The sequence below is a fragment of the Lactococcus allomyrinae genome (assembly GCF_003627095.1).
GTDB lineage: Bacteria > Bacillota > Bacilli > Lactobacillales > Streptococcaceae > Lactococcus > Lactococcus allomyrinae.
The window spans coordinates 1,095,098-1,111,080 of sequence record NZ_CP032627.1; the positions used below are offsets into that span (position 1 = coordinate 1,095,098).

Below are 15,983 nucleotides of genomic sequence, written 5' to 3' on the forward strand. Positions count from 1 at the left end.
ATTATCGCTCAATAATCTCGATCGTTTCGATAACAACATCGTCTACTGGTTTATCTTGTACACCTGTAGGAACTGCTGAAATCGCATCTAACACTTCAAAGCTTTCTTCTGTTAAAAGTTGCCCAAAGACAGTGTGACGTCCGTCAAGATGTGGCGTTCCTCCTTTGGTATAAAGCTCCGCAACTTCTTCTGGCCAACCGCCTTCAACCAACGCTTCCTTTGGATAAGGCAAATTTTTATTTTGTACGATAAAAAATTGACTACCATTCGTATTTGGACCTGCATTTGCCATCGACAAAGCACCACGTACATTGAAAGCGTCCATTGAGAATTCATCTTCAAACTTATCTCCGTAAATAGAGCTACCACCCATTCCCGTTCCAGTCGGGTCGCCCCCTTGAATCATAAAATCTTTGATGATACGATGGAAAATAACACCGTCATAATAGCCTTGTTTGCTTAATTCAACAAAGTTTTTTACCGTCTTTGGTGCCAATTCGTCAAATAACTTCACAGTCATTTTTCCGTGATTCGTTTTGATAATTGCAGTTGTTCCTGCGTATTTTTCGAGTTCAAGTTGTGGATATGCCATTTTATTTTTACCTTTTATTTCTATTATTTTATCACAAAGCAAGTAATCAATTCTTACATTTTTGTAAGCTGTCAGTATGCTGACAGAGTAATTAGTGGAACTAATTAGCCCCTCATTTATCGATCCAATGCTCCCATTAATCACATGAGCTGACCGAAATTTTATTCGTTTCAGTCAAGTTTTGACGTCACTGATAAAATCATCAATCAATAATATTCAGTGTTTTCAACGCTTTTAAAATTCCATCATTTTCGACAGAATCAGTAATAAAATCTGCTTTCTCAAGTATTTCTGGATGAGAAACTTTCATTGCTACTGATAAACCAGCAAAATCAAAAAGCTCGCGGTCATTAAGTTCATCACCAAAATTCATCATGTTTTCTGGCGCAAGATTAAGTAATTCAAGAACTTTCTGACAGCCAATAGCTTTAGAACCTTTCATTGGTACAATATCTGAACTATTTGGATGCCACCGCACCATACGAATTTTATCGGCAAGCGTTTCTGGTAAAATCAATTGGTCATCATGATCAGAAATCGTCAACATCTGATAGATATCATTTGTTTTATAATAATTTGCGTTTTCTTCAAGATCCGCATAGACTGGCCCAATTGCATTTCTGGCAATATCGTCCCATTTTGAAACGCGCAAACTGTCACTCGCAACAAATGAGTATTCACTCTTTTCAGCTCTAAGCCAAGAGATGATTTCTTCAACTAATATCGTTGGAAATACATTTTTGTAAATTACCTCTTGCGTCTGAGCATTTTCAACATAAGCACCATTAATTGCGACATAAAAATCGGGTTGCAACGCACGTACCTCTGGCACCACCCCTAAAAGATTACGTCCTGTCGCAATTCCTGTCATGATACCTTTTGCTCGCAGTTTTTCAAAAACTTCGTTAACTGACTCTGGCATGAAAGCTGAGTCTTTGACACGTAAAGTATCATCAATATCAAAGAAAATAATCTTAATTTCTTTAGCTTTTTTTAATAAATCTTCCATCAATTTTTCATTCTAATAATTATTTTGTTCTTCATAGATTATAGCACAAATTCAATCTTTTCTTGTGAATAACTCAACGTATGAAAAGCTCATTTTACTTTCAAACCAAGTGATGCTGGATAGCATAAATCGTTGCCTGCGTTCTATCAGACACTTCTAACTTATTGAAAATATTAGAAACGTGTGTTTTCACTGTTTTCAAACTAATGAAAAGCTCATCGGCAATTTCTTGGTTAGACAGTCCTGTTGCAAGAACTTTTAACACCTCAAGTTCACGCTTTGACAGTTCATCATAAAGTTCATGTTTACGATGTTTTTGTTGAGCAATTTTTTCTTTTACCGCCTCAGAAAGTACATCTTCTCCCTTAGCAACTTTGCGAATGCTCGAAGCAATCTCGGCTGCTTGAGAAGTTTTTAGAATGTATCCTTTAGCACCTGCTGCAAGAGCTGGAAATACTTTTTCATCATCAATAAATGATGTCAAAATAAGAATTTTACGCTCCGGATTTCTTGCCAAAATCTTCTGCGTAGCACCAATGCCATCTAAACGATCCATGACCAAATCCATCAAAATAACATCTGGATTCAATGCTTCCGCCTTCAGAAAACCCGACTCCCCATCAGCTGCCTCTCCTACAACTTCAATATCCGGTTGAATATTCATGAAGCTAGACAACCCAAGACGAACCATCTGGTGATCATCTACAATCAAAAGTTTAATTTTTTCCATAATTTTCCTTATAAAATGTGAGAGCAACTCCCTTTAGACAACCTCTAAAGACTAGAAATTTTGAGTTTTTAGAGCCTATCTACACCATCATTTTTTGATAAAAACAAATACTTATTTATTTTTTATATAAGCATATTTTATCATTATTTTCACAATTTTTGTATTTAGTTTCACACTTACTCGTTTATTCTAATATATTTTTAAATCACTTTTACTATCATAAAAATGTGAAACATAACGGTAACCGTTACGACTAGTGACTTTTTGAAGTATCGGTTTTAGGTATTCTTACTTCTACCGTTGTTCCGGCATTTGGCGCTGAAATAACTTTAGCATCTCCACCGAGCAAAAGCGCTCGTTCTTTGATATTTGCTAAACCATAACTTGCTGTTTTATCGCTTCCAGTCGTATCAAAACCAACACCGTCATCGGAAATTTTTAAAATAATGTTTTCTCTGTTCTCACGAAGGATAACTTCAATATTTTCAGCTTGTGAATGCCTGAGCGTATTCGATAAAATCTCCTGCGCCATCCGAAAGAGATTGTCTTCAATATTTCTTGAAGCTTCAATTTCAGCCAGCTTCACACTGATATTTGCTGATATTTTCGCCTGTAATTCGTCTGTCAGTGCTGACAGACCCTCTGACAGTAATTTTCCATCAAGTTCAACAGGACGAAGGTGTAAAAGAAGCGCTCGCATCTCATTTTGTGCAGAATGAAGCACTTTTAAGACCAGCTGAGTCTGCGTTTCAATTTGCTCTTTAGTCAAATTTTGTGTAGAACCTGCAACACTAGATAGTATCATAGTTGCAGCAAAAAGTTCTTGACTCACGGAATCATGAAGCTCTCGAGAAATACGTTTGCGCTCTAGCTCTATGATTTCCGCTTTATCCGCCGATTTTTGCTTAGATAGCTCTTGAAGTTCCATTGACATTTTGATGATTTTTTCATGAATAACTTGTAATTCAGGCGCTTCTGGTTGTTGATTTTGTTCTAGTCGTTTAATATCGTTTTGAAAATTTTGTTGGATTTTCACATTTTCAAGATAGTTAAACAGGGTAAAAATCAGTGCAAGTAAGCCTGCAACTGATACAAAAATCCATAATCCATAAAGATTTCCGCTAAAATCCCCCATCATTTCTGGCATTCCTCCAAGCGGTCTGCTACTGTTCATCAATGCAAAGAGAACCAGATACATGACGATGATGATACCAAAAACAGCTAGAAAGGTGGTGACAATTGATTTTTTCATCCTTGAATGACCTCAATATTTCCAGTTTCTACACGAATATTGATTTTAATTCGCTTTGTTACTTCTTCAATATTTTCACTGAAATAACGAATATTTCCTGCATTGATTTGAGAAGGTTCATCAAAAATTTTAACAACACCTGTATGAGTTGTCACATCAAGCATCACTGCAACATCTCTTGGTACAATTATCTTTGTATTTCCGGTTGTTTTTTTGATAGATAAACTGTTACCGCTTGGTTTAAAATTAATGTCATCTAAATCAATCAAATCATTTCCGTTTGCTCGGCCAACAAAATCTTGTCCTTCATTCTCAAATCCTGATTGAAAAAAAGGACCATCATTACTTTGATGACTTTCTCTAGGATTGTTTTTCCAGAAAATAATGCACATGATTGCTGGGAAGATTATCGCTAGCCAAAACCAGCCTGCGGTAAAAAGTATCATCGCAGAAATTGCCCAAAAGATAAGACTCAACATTCTAAAAACACGCGCACGAGAACGACTTGCCAAAATTGTGAAAAGTATCGCACCTACAAGAACAATCCACATTCGTGGTGTTCGTGCCACATGGAAAAACAGTCCCATCAAAATCATTATTTCAATAATTACTACTGCTTTTATTTTTCTATTCATAGCTCTATTGTACCAAAAAAAGACTGAGTTTTTCTCAGTCTAAAGGCTTAAATTTCTTTTATATCTAATTCGTTGTAAAAGGTAGCAACAGCCAGTTTAATCTCATTAATGTAATGTTTAAGATACCATTTTGACAAAAAAATCAGAGAAACTCTTTGATGACTTTTCTCTGATTATTATCGTACTTTTTGAATCGCTGATTAGATTGAAATTTTCATGTTGTTTTACTCATATTTTACTAGATTTAAAAACAATAAAAAATTTTAAAAATTGACTTGAGTATCATATTAAATGTACTCTTTGGAGGTTGCCTTATTTTATCAAAACACTCTCAAAACCAGTCATAGTAATCTTATCGAATACCCAAAGCAATGCGTGCATAACGGCTCATTTTATCCACCGTCCAAGCTGGATACCAAACCAAATTGACTTTAATATCTGTGACCTCCTCAACATCTTTGAGGGCATCATGGATTTGTTCTGTTAGCAAATCTGCTAATGGACATCCCATTGTTGTCAAAGTCATCTTGATTTCGGTTGCGCCATTGTCCTCAAAGCTGATTTCATAAACCAAACCTAAGTTAATGATATCAATACCAAGTTCTGGGTCAATCACATTTTCAAGTGCAGCAAGAATCTTATCCTTGATTTCGCTCACTTGCTCTTCTGTATATTTATCTGCCATATTTTTTCTCCTACAAAATGTGAGGGCAACTGCTTCTAAAAGTATAAAGATAAGTAACTAAAGCGCCATCTCCTTAAACAAAGCAACCGAACTCCATTCCAAATTGTCAAATTCTTTTTACAAGCTTTATTTTAACAAAAATTAACAAAAAAAACTAGAAAATTTTATGATAAAAGTAAAAAATTTACTGACAGATGTCTGTCAGTAAATTTTGATTAAGCAAATCGTGAAATCTTCTTAAAGAAGCTAAGTGCACCTGTAAAGACAAGTATAATTACCCCAAAAAGCAAGACATAAGGAAGAATATTTCCACCTAGACCAATCGTTTCACGCAGCATCCGTAATCCATAAGTCATTGGAAGCCATGGACTAATTACTTGGAAAATATGCGGAGCCAGCTGTAATGGATATGTCCCAGCACTCGTCGCCAATTGCAAGACAAGAAAGACAATCATGACAAACTCCCCAACCTTACCTAACCATGTCAAGAAGAAGGTATTAATTGCCATGAATGCAAAACTAATCAAAATCACTGACAACAGCATCCGTAAGTTATAATTTGCTCGAAGTCCAAGCGCAACAACCGCACCATAAACGATAAGAGCTTGCAGGAGGGCAACTAAACCATTTGTTCCGATTTTGGCCCACATGAATTCACGACCAGATTTCCATTTTTCACCAGAGAAACTGTGACCGATAACAACGTTTGTTGCAAGTGCCCCTATGAAGAGGGCCACACAAATCATGTAAGGTGTCATTCCTTCGCCATTGACAGGAACATTGTCATGGTCTGTATGCTTCATTTTGAGTGGTGTTGCAATCTTGTCAGCATTCTTTTTATTACTATTTGTCGCTGACAGCTTTTTATCAGCATCTGTCAGTGCTGACGAAAGTGTGCCTGCGCCATCATTTAGACTATCCAAACCTTTTGTCAGTGTTTGACTTCCGTCAGCAAGTTGACTTGAGCCTGAAGCAATTTGTTTTGCTCCATCAGCAAGTTGACTTGAACCTGAGCTTAATGACTGGCTATTCCCTTGTAATTGCGTTAGTCCTGAAACCAACTGCAAGCTACCCGTTTGCAAGTCTTTTGACTTGTCAGCAAGCTGATGAGCACCATCATTCGCTTGATTGACACCCGCTGCAAATTGATTAAATCCTGAAGTAAGCTGTTGTCCTCCTGCAGTTATCTCAGTATTAAACTGTGCAGCTCCTGCTGCCAACTGGTTAGTTCCTGGCAAAATTTGATTACTCAAAGTAATATGAGCATTGTCTATTCCGGTTGATAACTGGTTAATGGTTTGAGATGCAGCTGGAAGGATTTGAGCAGCTCCATTTGCCAACATTTGAGTTTGAGTTTGTAAATTCTTCAATTGATTACCAACATTTGTCAAACTATCTGAAATTGACTGTGAATCAGTCTGTATTTCTGTTGAGTTTTCCGCAGAATTCTTTAATGCATTAAGCAAATCCGCCTGTTGTGCTGATGTCAAATTTTTAAAAGTGTCTGTTGCAGAAATTGCCGTGGTGGACGCCGTCAGTTGGTCTTGAATAATTTTCGGCAAAACAGCCTGAACATTTTTTAAATCATTTTCCATTTGAGTCACAACTGTTGAATCGGTACTCCCAGCTTGAATCTGTTGATTAAGGGCTGTCAAGCCAGTTTCTAGCTTTATAAAATTTGCCTTATCTTCATCAGACAGGCTGGTTGCTGCTGACAGTTTTGTCAGTCCATCAGCAAGTTGCTGACTAGCTGACTGCAGTTGATCCGCAGCTTCTGAACTTTGAGAAATTTTTGCAATCCCAGCAGATAATTCTTTTGATTTATCCGCCAAAGTTTGAGTCCCTTCAGCCAACTGTTCAGCGCCTGTAGAAAATTGTTTCGTGCCATCAGCAAGTTTTTCGCTACCTAAAGCTGCTTGTTTTACACCTTCAACATACTTATCAACACCAACATTTAATGTATTTGCTCCATCGGTAAAAGTCAAACTTGATGATGCCAATGTGTTTAGATTTTTTGAAATCTCTGACGAACCACTCAAAGCCGTTTGACTACCATCAGCGAGTTTTTTAGAGCCATCTGAAGCCTCCTGCATCCCTGGTTTCATCTCAGCAATTTTATCAAAAATAGCCTCAGTATAATCTTTGGTCACTTTTTCCGAAACTTTGGCTTTCAATTGTGTCACAGCACTTTCACTCATTTTGGAAGAAATATAGTTATGACCACGTGTCGTTTGATAATCTAATTGTACTGCTTTTGGATTTTCTGACATCAAACTTGCTGCATTCTCTGAGAAATCTTTAGGGAAAGTAATAACCATGTAGTAATCCCCTTTTTTAATTCCATTTTTAGCATCAGCTTTTGATACAAAATGATAATCCAAATCTTTTGATTTCTTCATTTCAGAAATCACCTTATCACCAAGTTCTAATTTTTTACCATCCAATTCAGACGCCTTGTCCATATTCACAACTGCCACTGGCAAATCTTTTAAATTCCCATATGGGTCCCACATTGACCCTAAGAAAATATAATTATAAATTGCCGGAACCAGTGACAATGCGATAATAACGATGATAAAAAATTTATGCTTGAAGATAGCTTGCCATTCTTTTTTTAACATTTCCCTTCCCCGTTATGGACACTTCGTCCAAAAATTGTTATAATATGTATTATAAACTTTTTCGAAAAATTGACAAATGTTGAGCTCCGATTTTTAGACAGCTTGTGCACATTTGTCCAAATAAAACACTTACATTTAGATTGAGAATCATCTTTTTTGATTTTCAAATGAGCAACTGATTGTCAAGTATTGAAACGGAGGTTCCAAAATAATGGCCCATGACACTCGAAAAGACCGTACCAGAATCCAGCTTCGCGATGCAATGATTCAACTTTTGCACGAAAAATCTTTTGACCAGATTTCAACAACAGAGCTTGTTAAAATCGCAAAAGTAAGCCGGAGTAGTTTCTACACGCACTATCAAGATAAATACGACATGATTGAAGCCTATCAACGCCGTCTTTTTGAAACCATTCAATATGTTTTTGAGAAAAATAATGGAAATCTACACGCGACAATGCTTGAAACCTTTGAGTTTTTACAACGCAATCAAATCTACGCCGCACTTCTTTCTGAAAACGGAAGTAAAGAAATCCATCAATTTATGCTTCAGAAACTAAAAGATTTATTACAAAATTCAATTTTTCCTCAAGATTCTAAACGAAATAATTTAGGAAAGCTTGGTGAAATCTATGCGACAACTTATTATGCCAATGCCATTTTTGGAACAACACAGTCATGGTTACGACGGAATCAAAAAGAAACGCCCACTCAAATTGCTGATTTACTCCAAGAATTAATCAACTAAAAAGTTAGCCATCAATTTCTATTCAAATTTACAGATAAATTGACTTCTATAAAAACTTAATTCGCTCTCATTTTTAGACATAATGTTCAAAAAAACTATTCTCAATAGAATAGTTTTCATTTATATTCATCAATAAATGCTACTGTTTGATCGTAACAATTCTTGGCTTCCTTCATTTCATAATCAAATTGATATTCATGAGTAATTTCTTTCTTATCATTAACATAGAATAATCCTTGCACAGGAACTTTCAGCTGTTTCAATCTCTTTTCTAAAGCAATCCCTTGATTTTGAAAAGAATATGCATTTCCATCCGTGATATATGTCGGAGGAAAATCTTTAGTCACATGACGAACCAAACTCGCTTCAAATAACTTAGGATTTTCTTTCCAGTCCTTTGTTCCAATTTCTGACCAAGCTACCGTATCAACAAAAAACTTCATAAATTTACTCGTTGACTGTTCTTGAGCTGTCTGTTGTAAATCCACGGGCCACAATAAGAAATCGTGCCCTTGATTTCTGTAGTATTTAATACTTGCTTAATTCCAATGCTTTTTGCATAGTTGTTGTTCGTTTGAGTTGTGACATATTGTAGTGCAATTTGTGCTCCAGCACTATCTCCACCAAATAATATTTGAGATAAATCTAACATTTTGAACTTTTTCTCTTCTAATGTTTTGATTAGCTCTCCCATTTGTACTAACTGATTAGGATATTGTGAATCTGGTGCTGTTTCATAATTCATGGAAATAACTGCTATTTTTGTATCTGACACAATTTTTGTCGCAAACTCTTTTACTCCTTCTTTATCTCCAGCAACAAAACCTCCTCCATGTGCCCAAACTAATACAGGAACAGGTCGAGGTGTGTCTTTAGGATAATAGATGTCAAATACATTGTTTTTTAACTTTGATTGATAGGATTGATCTGAAATAATCTCTACATTTTTTTTAGCTCTTTGATATCCTTTTTCATCTGTAATCATCACCTTAGAATCAAATGCTTTTTTAATCACAAGTGCTCCTGGCCTAGGAGAAACATGAAAAGCAATCAAAACCAATAGAAATAAGACAATAATTCCTACTATAAACCATAAAGTAATCTTTAAAATTCTTTTCTTCATATTCTTGAATTATAACAAATTTTTTTTAGAATTTAGCGAATAAAAAGCTAACAATTTGAATATCAAAATACAAAAGATTACAAGAAATATTCTTTTACTTTAAATTATCCCAATTCATTTCTAATCTTGAATCTTTTTGCAAAATAGTATTTACCAGTTGTATCTTTTGCATACATTTTCAGATTTTGATTTTTGAATCCTGATTTTTTTAATTCAATAAGACACTCATCTTTCATCACAAAATATGTTGCATCTTCTTGTGGCATTAACAATATTGGTAACTTTGCACTCTCTTGCTCCAAATCTCTTGACGAAAAAGCCATCGTTTTCTTTGCACTTTTACGCAAAAGTCTTTTTTTACAAATTCCAATTTCATAAATTTTAAATGGAACAGCTCCCGTATTCACAATGTCAATACACCACAAAGAGATATTATCGCCAGAAAATACCTCATAAGACGTCCAATAATCAATCTCAAGTTTCTTTCGGTAGTCTCTTCTTGCAAGATGAAGTGATACGATAACTACCGCTATCGTTCCAATTGCACTCAATGCTTCCCATATATTCCCTAAATCAATGATCATTATAGCTCCATCTATTTATTACTGTTTTCTAATTATATTATTATAATTTTATCATAAGAGATAATTACTTTCAAAATCATATTCTATATTAGACATTATGAGATGATTTTTTTGTTATTTTATGTGCAATGTGATATACTTGTGAGTAGGAATTTCGTTGTAATCGTTATAGTCCCTTTCGTCAGCATAAAGAGAAAGGAGAATGTATTATGACATTCATCAACAAAAACAAACTCTTCGAGTACACTGTAACTCTAGATACTTCACAAAATATCTTTAAAGCATATCTTGCTAGTGATTTAACTGTTTATGGTGCTGGTGATACAATCGAAGAAGCTGTGCACAATTTAGAAGAAATAGTCTAAGGAGCAAAAAGCAAATGGGCGAGTATCCCTCTCAGTAGAAAGCATCTACTTTTGACATATAAGTGGGTGCTTTTTTTGTTGCCTAAAACCCTCTCTTAATGTATTTTAATTAAAACAAACTTTCAAATATTTGCTATAATACGACATATGAATAAAAGTAGAATAGAAGCTCTAACAGACGGTATTTTTGCTGTCGTAATGACATTGACCGTTCTTGAATTTAAAGTACCGAAAGACGGAAATCTGCTTTCTCCTCGACTATTGCTAATGTTTCTTATCTACGTAACCACATTTGTTGCGCTAGCATCAATCTGGAACTCTCACCACCATGTCATGACCTTCTTAAAAAATAATCGTATCGATGAACTGTTATTATGGGTAAACCATTGGCTTTTACTGGTTATTTGCCTGTTTCCTTTTGCAACTGTTGTTCATGCTGAACATCCTCATTCGCTCATTGATAGTATTGCATACATTACAATATATCTAATTATTTGGATAAGCTTGATTATTTTCAGCGAAATTATTTACAGGCAATATAACAGGAGTGAGACTCTCCGACTGCGTAATCGTCAAAGAATCAAAATCTTCCTCATATTTTTACTACCAGGAGCACTCATATCTCTTATCTGGTTGTATGCTTTACCTATCGTAACGATATTAATGGCTCTATCTTGGGGAAGGCATAGCGACTTTGAATAAAAAAGAGCTTTCCGTTTCTTTTTTTATTATTTAAAGTATCAAAAAACCGCTCAACAGAGCGGTTATATTGTGTTTCTTAACGGCGACGTTCAGCGATACGCGCTTTTTTACCTTGCAATGCACGGAGGTAGTAAAGTTTCGCACGACGTACTTTACCATGACGAATTACTTCAATTTTTTCAACACGTGGAGTGTGAAGTGGGAAGATACGTTCTACACCAACACCGTTAGAAATCTTACGAACTGTATAAGTTTCGCTGATTCCTGAATTTTTACGAGCGATGACAACACCTTCAAACATTTGGATACGTTCGCGAGTTCCTTCAACGACTTTCGCATGAACACGTACAGTGTCACCAGGACGGAAGTCAGGAATATCAGTGCGGAGTTGCGCAGCGTTGATAGATTCAATAAGGTTCATTTTTTTCTCCTCTTGCCCATCATTAAGTAACTCTGACCCAGCGGATGAACAGCTTTATTAGTATGTTCTAAGACATACCAGACTATTATAACAAATCTATTTAATATTATCAAGAACTTCCTAAGTTTTTGTCAAAGTAAGCACGTGCTATCTTCACACGTTGGGCTACGCTGTCCCAACTTTATTTATCAAATTTCTAAGTTTTATTAGCTCATCAAATCAATAACCAATACGGTCAATATCAACTTCTGATTGATTAATCATATCCACGACTTTATGGATAAGGTACATTCGTTCATCAAGTTCATTAATTTGTCTGGAACAATTTTGAAGTTCATTACTTAATCTTTCAGGAATTTTTCCATCATATTTATAGCGTACTTTATGTTCCAATGTCGCCCAAAAATCCATTGCTGAAGTGCGTAATTGTACTTCGACCCGACAGGTTTTTTCACCAAAAAGTTTGCCAATATTGACTTCCAAAATCATGTGATAGCTCCGATAACCACTTTCTTTCACATTTTTTAGATAATCTTTTTCACTAACCACTTTGAAATCTTCTTGACTTTTGATGATTTCTACTATTTCGTATATATTTTTAGCGTAAGCACAGATAATACGTATACCAGCGACATCTGATAAAAATTCCTCTGCAGCTTCTGCTGTGATTGGTAAATTTTTCTTTTTTAATTTTCCTGCAATACTTTCTGGCGATTTGATTCGATATTTGATATGTTCAATCGGATTAACCGGCTCAAAGTTATTATAGTAAGCTTCTAGATTTGATAGCTGTGTCCTAACAATATCTAATGCACACTCGTATCTCACCAGTTTTTTCTTGAGTTTTTCAAATTCTTCAACTTCAAAACGAGTCTTCAAATAGTCTTTATCCATACATTTATTATAACAAATTTTTTTATAGAACACTTCGCATAGTTGTAAGCGTTTAAGTATTTTCAAAATTTATGCGACTTTTTGTTAATTTTAACTCTTCTTTTCTATGATTTCTTGATAGAAATACTCTGATTTCTCCAGCATCGTAGCCAATAAGGAGATGCTTCTCATTGAATGCAATAGGTGCTTTCAGCATCTTAGGATTTTCCAAAATATAATCAATTAATTGGTTCATTGTATAGATGTCAAAAGCTTGTTTGTGAACTTTTTTCAAAGAAAATAAATCTTCAAAACCATTATCTGTTAAACTTAAAATCTTAAGAAAATCTTCTCTGGTCAGTTGTAAAATGGGTTTTAAATCGTACGAGATTTGATGATACTCTAACCACTCTATTGTGCGATAAAAGCCATGATTTTTTGTGTTGTAATAAATATTAATCATGAATTTTCCTTAGTTTCTCGCTTTTTACTTGTTTTTAAATTTCTTACACTAGATTCTTTTTTACGTATTCTGCGGCTCATACTTAGTTGATGCCAGAACATCTCGTTGATGCATATAAACAGCATAAGCAAAATGATAAGACAGACGATGATAGTAGTATGATTCATGCTCGTTCTCCTTTAAATATAAAATGTGGAAAAATTCAGCACTCCAGATAAGGTTCAGAGTACTGAATTTTATTTTGATTCCCAAGCACAGTTAATCATCAGCTCTTATTTCTTATGCCGTCTTTTCAAATTTTCGATGTTTGAGCGTATAGACAATGTCTGACGCTGCTGCAACATCATTTTCATGAGTAACAATAATCACAACTTTATTATCTTCGTGTGCAATCTTCTTAAATAATGCTACGATTTGACCTGTTGTTTCTTCGTCAAGGTTTCCTGTTGGCTCATCAGCAATGATGACGTCATGATTGAGCACTAATGCCCTAGCAATTGCAACTCTTTGTTGCTGACCACCTGAAAGTTTGCTGACAGGTTTGTAGATCAAATCTTCTGTCAGTCCGACTTTACCAAGTGCTTCAACAATCGAAGCTTTTTCGTTTTCAAACTTTACTGACGAAATCTTAACCGCTGTTTTGACATTTTCGTAAGCACTCATATAAGTTAGTAAGTTGTAAGCTTGGAAAATCGTGCTGACAGTTTTTTTGCGATAACTTGTCAGTGTGCTTGCTTTTATTGGTTTATCATCAAAAGTCATTGTCCCTGATTTTGGTGTATCTAGCCCTGCAAGCAAAGAGAGGAAGGTTGTTTTCCCAGAGCCTGATTGTCCAAGAATAGCATACATTGTACCTTTCTCGAAAGTTTCACTCACATCTTTAAAAAGATACTCCTCTGGATTTGTATAATAGTAGGTCAAATTTTCAACTTTTAGTGTCATTTTTTTCTCCTGATTCTTTGTCAGTACTGACAGATTTTCTGTCAGTCACTTTTTGCCTTATGACATCAGTTGGGAAGATAATCCTAGCTGATGAAATCAGTCAAACAAGCCTTTTAATTGGTCAGCACTTGTTTTGGATTAAGCCGTAAAATGCCAATACTTGCGAGTCCCACCGCAATCAGTGTAATCAAGATTGCTATTCCAACGAGAAGTAAGATTTCGCTAAATGATGTCTTGATGTTCAATTTTTCAAGCGCTTGAGTTTGTGCTCTAGATTGTCCAAATCCAAAAGCTCCGCCTGCACGTTCAGCAAATCCGCCACCATTTCCTGATGGTCTTTGCATTTGTCCACTGCCATTATTTTCATTGCCATTAGGCATACCATTATTGGTTGTAGTTTGTGTGGTTTCTTGTTTTAGCAGTTGTTGTCCGACTACATTTCCCACAACATTACCTGCTGCAGAAGCGATACCAACCGATACCACCATTACCATAAATAATTCAAAGAAAAATTGTCCAACAATCTTGAATTTTGATTCACCCAGACTCATCAGAACACCGATTTCAAAACGACGTTCACGAACCATGAGCATGACAATGAGTGCAAGAATAATTGCACCAGCTACTGCAACGAGTAAGACAATATTTCTGGCAAAACCAGCCACATTATTTAGTGAAGATTTTACATTTTGATAAGCTTGGTCATTTTTGGAAACTTGGAAATTATCATCATTGACAAGTGCATTCGCCTTTTTAACAAAGCTGTCAGCATCTGCTGGATTTGTCATTGAATATGTTGCCGTTGAGATTTTACCTGTTGTTGCTTTCATTGCGTTGGCTACTGAAAGCGATGTATACATGGTATTCATGTATTCAATTGATTGCTCTGTTGAACCACTTGTTGTTGTAAAAATACCGACAACGGTCATCTTGTAAGTTTTGCTATTACTATCTTTTAAAGTAAAAGTTGAGCCAACTTTTAAATCATTTTGACTAGCAAGCGTAGATTCAATAACAACATGATTTGTCCCTTCGTCAGAAGCTGTAATACCTCGTCCAGAAGTAATCTTGTAGCTGTCAGTAAAGGAAGTCAATGCTGACAGATTATTCGTACCAGAAATAGTAAAATCAGACTGATTACCAAACATTCCGCCACCTTGACCACCGCCAAAACCGCCACCTGCATTTGAGTTATTTGATGTGCTTGAATCCGACACTTTTGTAATACCAGAATCAGCACTTGCAGATGCAGAATAAGAAAAACTGTAAGATTTCACACCTGATAAGTCAGCGATTTTTTGCGCTGTACTCTCTGCAATCGTTGGCATTTCAATCTTAAAGTGCTGCCCTTGTGAGTCACTACTGCTTGAATCGCTACTTGAACTATTTGAACTTTGAGCTGCTTTAATCACATTTTGCATATTCACTGACAAAGAAACCGTAGCCCCTGCCGCTTTTTTAGCATTTGCAATTGACGTTCTTGCTGCACTATTAATAATAAGACCTGAAAGTACGAAAATCAAAATTGCTGAAAATGCAATAATCAAAAGTACCGTCCGTCCAATTTTAGCTTTCGTAAAAAGCCATGCTCGTCTTATAAAATCCATATATTCCTCATTTCTAACTTTACAGTTTAAATCTTAAAAAATAGAATGTGACATCTATCAAAATAATTGTTCATCAGTAAATTTTTAAACACATCAGTTCATTTTCAAAAATTAAAACAATAAAACCAATAATTAACTTAATATCTTTAAAAATTTCTGAAAAGCAATTAAACCGCCGTTGCAGCTGTACTAGTGTCAACATTTGAAGTTGCTGTGTCATCACTAGAATCCGATGCCCCATTCCCAGAGGTACCAGTTGTCGCACCAGTATTCGCATCAGAATTACTATCCGAATTTGAATTTCCACCAAAACCACCCGCTCGGCTACCAAAACGATTTTGCATTTGTTGTTGGAAGTTTTTTTCTTGTGCAGCAGCGCCTTGACTCTTGCCAATAAAAAAACCTGCTGTAGCACCAACCACCAATGTCAATAACGAAACCCAAATAATTGCTTTTCCTCTCAAGACCTTTACAATCTTATCCATCTGTCTTTCCTTTCATAAATATGTGAGTCAAATCGCATATAAACAGAGCGTGCAAGCTTAAATTATTCTCTTATCTTCTATGCAAATATCCTAAAGCACCTCCACTCTAGGGTAGGAAAATTAACTCATTTCCTAACTTGATGAAA

At 35.5% G+C, this 15,983-nt stretch carries 17 protein-coding genes and 1 pseudogene; 3 read left to right on the forward strand and 15 right to left on the reverse strand.

Features of this window, described 5'->3' with window-relative positions; genetic code table 11:
• Position 1: 1 nt before the first annotated feature.
• The 7 genes from D7I46_RS05205 to D7I46_RS05235 form a co-directional block, all read right to left on the reverse strand.
• Positions 2–592: a peptidylprolyl isomerase gene (locus D7I46_RS05205; protein WP_120771929.1), complete on the reverse strand. Its 591-nt coding sequence runs from the start codon at positions 590–592 to the stop codon at positions 2–4.
• A gap of 202 nt (positions 593–794) precedes the next feature.
• The gene (locus D7I46_RS05210; RefSeq protein WP_120771930.1) at positions 795–1,601 is read right to left on the reverse strand and encodes a Cof-type HAD-IIB family hydrolase; all 807 of its coding nucleotides are present in this window, start codon (positions 1,599–1,601) and stop codon (positions 795–797) included.
• Between the two features lie 100 nt (positions 1,602–1,701).
• Positions 1,702–2,331 (reverse strand): LuxR C-terminal-related transcriptional regulator, encoded by a 630-nt coding sequence (locus D7I46_RS05215; protein ID WP_120771931.1) that lies wholly within the window; start codon positions 2,329–2,331, stop codon positions 1,702–1,704.
• 253 nt (positions 2,332–2,584) lie between these two features.
• Complete coding sequence (locus D7I46_RS05220; protein WP_120771932.1) at positions 2,585–3,583, reverse strand: sensor histidine kinase; 999 nt, start codon at positions 3,581–3,583, stop codon at positions 2,585–2,587.
• Positions 3,580–4,218 (reverse strand): cell wall-active antibiotics response protein LiaF, encoded by a 639-nt coding sequence (liaF, locus tag D7I46_RS05225; RefSeq protein WP_120771933.1) that lies wholly within the window; start codon positions 4,216–4,218, stop codon positions 3,580–3,582. Before liaF ends, D7I46_RS05220 begins: the two co-directional genes overlap by 4 nt.
• A 352-nt stretch (positions 4,219–4,570) precedes the next feature.
• Positions 4,571–4,903, reverse strand: coding sequence for a metal-sulfur cluster assembly factor (locus D7I46_RS05230; RefSeq protein WP_120771934.1), 333 nt, complete (start codon positions 4,901–4,903; stop codon positions 4,571–4,573).
• 215 nt (positions 4,904–5,118) lie between these two features.
• Positions 5,119–7,524, reverse strand: a complete 2,406-nt coding sequence (locus D7I46_RS05235; protein WP_120771935.1) for a YhgE/Pip domain-containing protein — start codon at positions 7,522–7,524, stop codon at positions 5,119–5,121.
• 211 nt (positions 7,525–7,735) lie between these two features.
• On the opposite strand from D7I46_RS05235, the gene D7I46_RS05240 reads away from it, so the two are divergent.
• Positions 7,736–8,272, forward strand: a complete 537-nt coding sequence (locus D7I46_RS05240) for a TetR/AcrR family transcriptional regulator (protein ID WP_120771936.1) — start codon at positions 7,736–7,738, stop codon at positions 8,270–8,272.
• Positions 8,273–8,388: 116 nt separating this feature from the next.
• On the opposite strand, the pseudogene D7I46_RS05245 reads toward D7I46_RS05240, so the two are convergent.
• Both D7I46_RS05245 and D7I46_RS05250 read right to left on the reverse strand, forming a co-directional pair.
• Positions 8,389–9,395, reverse strand: a pseudogene (locus D7I46_RS05245) (alpha/beta hydrolase).
• 104 nt (positions 9,396–9,499) lie between these two features.
• Entirely contained in the window at positions 9,500–9,979 is a 480-nt protein-coding gene (locus D7I46_RS05250) for a hypothetical protein (RefSeq protein WP_120771937.1), read from the reverse strand.
• 209 nt (positions 9,980–10,188) lie between these two features.
• On the opposite strand from D7I46_RS05250, the gene D7I46_RS13260 reads away from it, so the two are divergent.
• Together D7I46_RS13260 and D7I46_RS05255 are read left to right on the forward strand one after the other, a co-directional pair.
• The gene (locus tag D7I46_RS13260) at positions 10,189–10,344 is read left to right on the forward strand and encodes a hypothetical protein (RefSeq protein WP_162930838.1); all 156 of its coding nucleotides are present in this window, start codon (positions 10,189–10,191) and stop codon (positions 10,342–10,344) included.
• A gap of 147 nt (positions 10,345–10,491) precedes the next feature.
• On the forward strand, positions 10,492–11,046 hold the full coding sequence (locus tag D7I46_RS05255) for a TMEM175 family protein (protein WP_162930839.1): 555 nt from the start codon (positions 10,492–10,494) through the stop codon (positions 11,044–11,046).
• Between the two features lie 76 nt (positions 11,047–11,122).
• On the opposite strand, the gene rplS is transcribed toward D7I46_RS05255, so the two are convergent.
• From rplS to D7I46_RS05285, 6 genes are all read right to left on the reverse strand, one after another.
• Positions 11,123–11,467 carry a 50S ribosomal protein L19 gene (gene rplS, locus D7I46_RS05260; protein WP_120771938.1) on the reverse strand — a complete coding sequence of 115 codons (345 nt, stop codon included), beginning with the start codon at positions 11,465–11,467 and terminating at the stop codon, positions 11,123–11,125.
• A 219-nt stretch (positions 11,468–11,686) separates the two neighbouring features.
• On the reverse strand, positions 11,687–12,361 hold the full coding sequence (locus tag D7I46_RS05265; RefSeq protein ID WP_120771939.1) for a GTP pyrophosphokinase: 675 nt from the start codon (positions 12,359–12,361) through the stop codon (positions 11,687–11,689).
• Positions 12,362–12,413: 52 nt separating this feature from the next.
• Complete coding sequence (locus tag D7I46_RS05270) at positions 12,414–12,803, reverse strand: ArsC/Spx/MgsR family protein (RefSeq protein ID WP_120771940.1); 390 nt, start codon at positions 12,801–12,803, stop codon at positions 12,414–12,416.
• A 279-nt stretch (positions 12,804–13,082) separates the two neighbouring features.
• On the reverse strand, positions 13,083–13,745 hold the full coding sequence (locus tag D7I46_RS05275) for an ABC transporter ATP-binding protein (RefSeq protein ID WP_120771941.1): 663 nt from the start codon (positions 13,743–13,745) through the stop codon (positions 13,083–13,085).
• Between the two features lie 113 nt (positions 13,746–13,858).
• Positions 13,859–15,352: an ABC transporter permease gene (locus tag D7I46_RS05280; protein WP_120771942.1), complete on the reverse strand. Its 1,494-nt coding sequence runs from the start codon at positions 15,350–15,352 to the stop codon at positions 13,859–13,861.
• Positions 15,353–15,519: 167 nt separating this feature from the next.
• On the reverse strand, positions 15,520–15,837 hold the full coding sequence (locus D7I46_RS05285; RefSeq protein WP_120771943.1) for a hypothetical protein: 318 nt from the start codon (positions 15,835–15,837) through the stop codon (positions 15,520–15,522).
• Between the last annotated feature and the right edge of the window lie 146 nt (positions 15,838–15,983).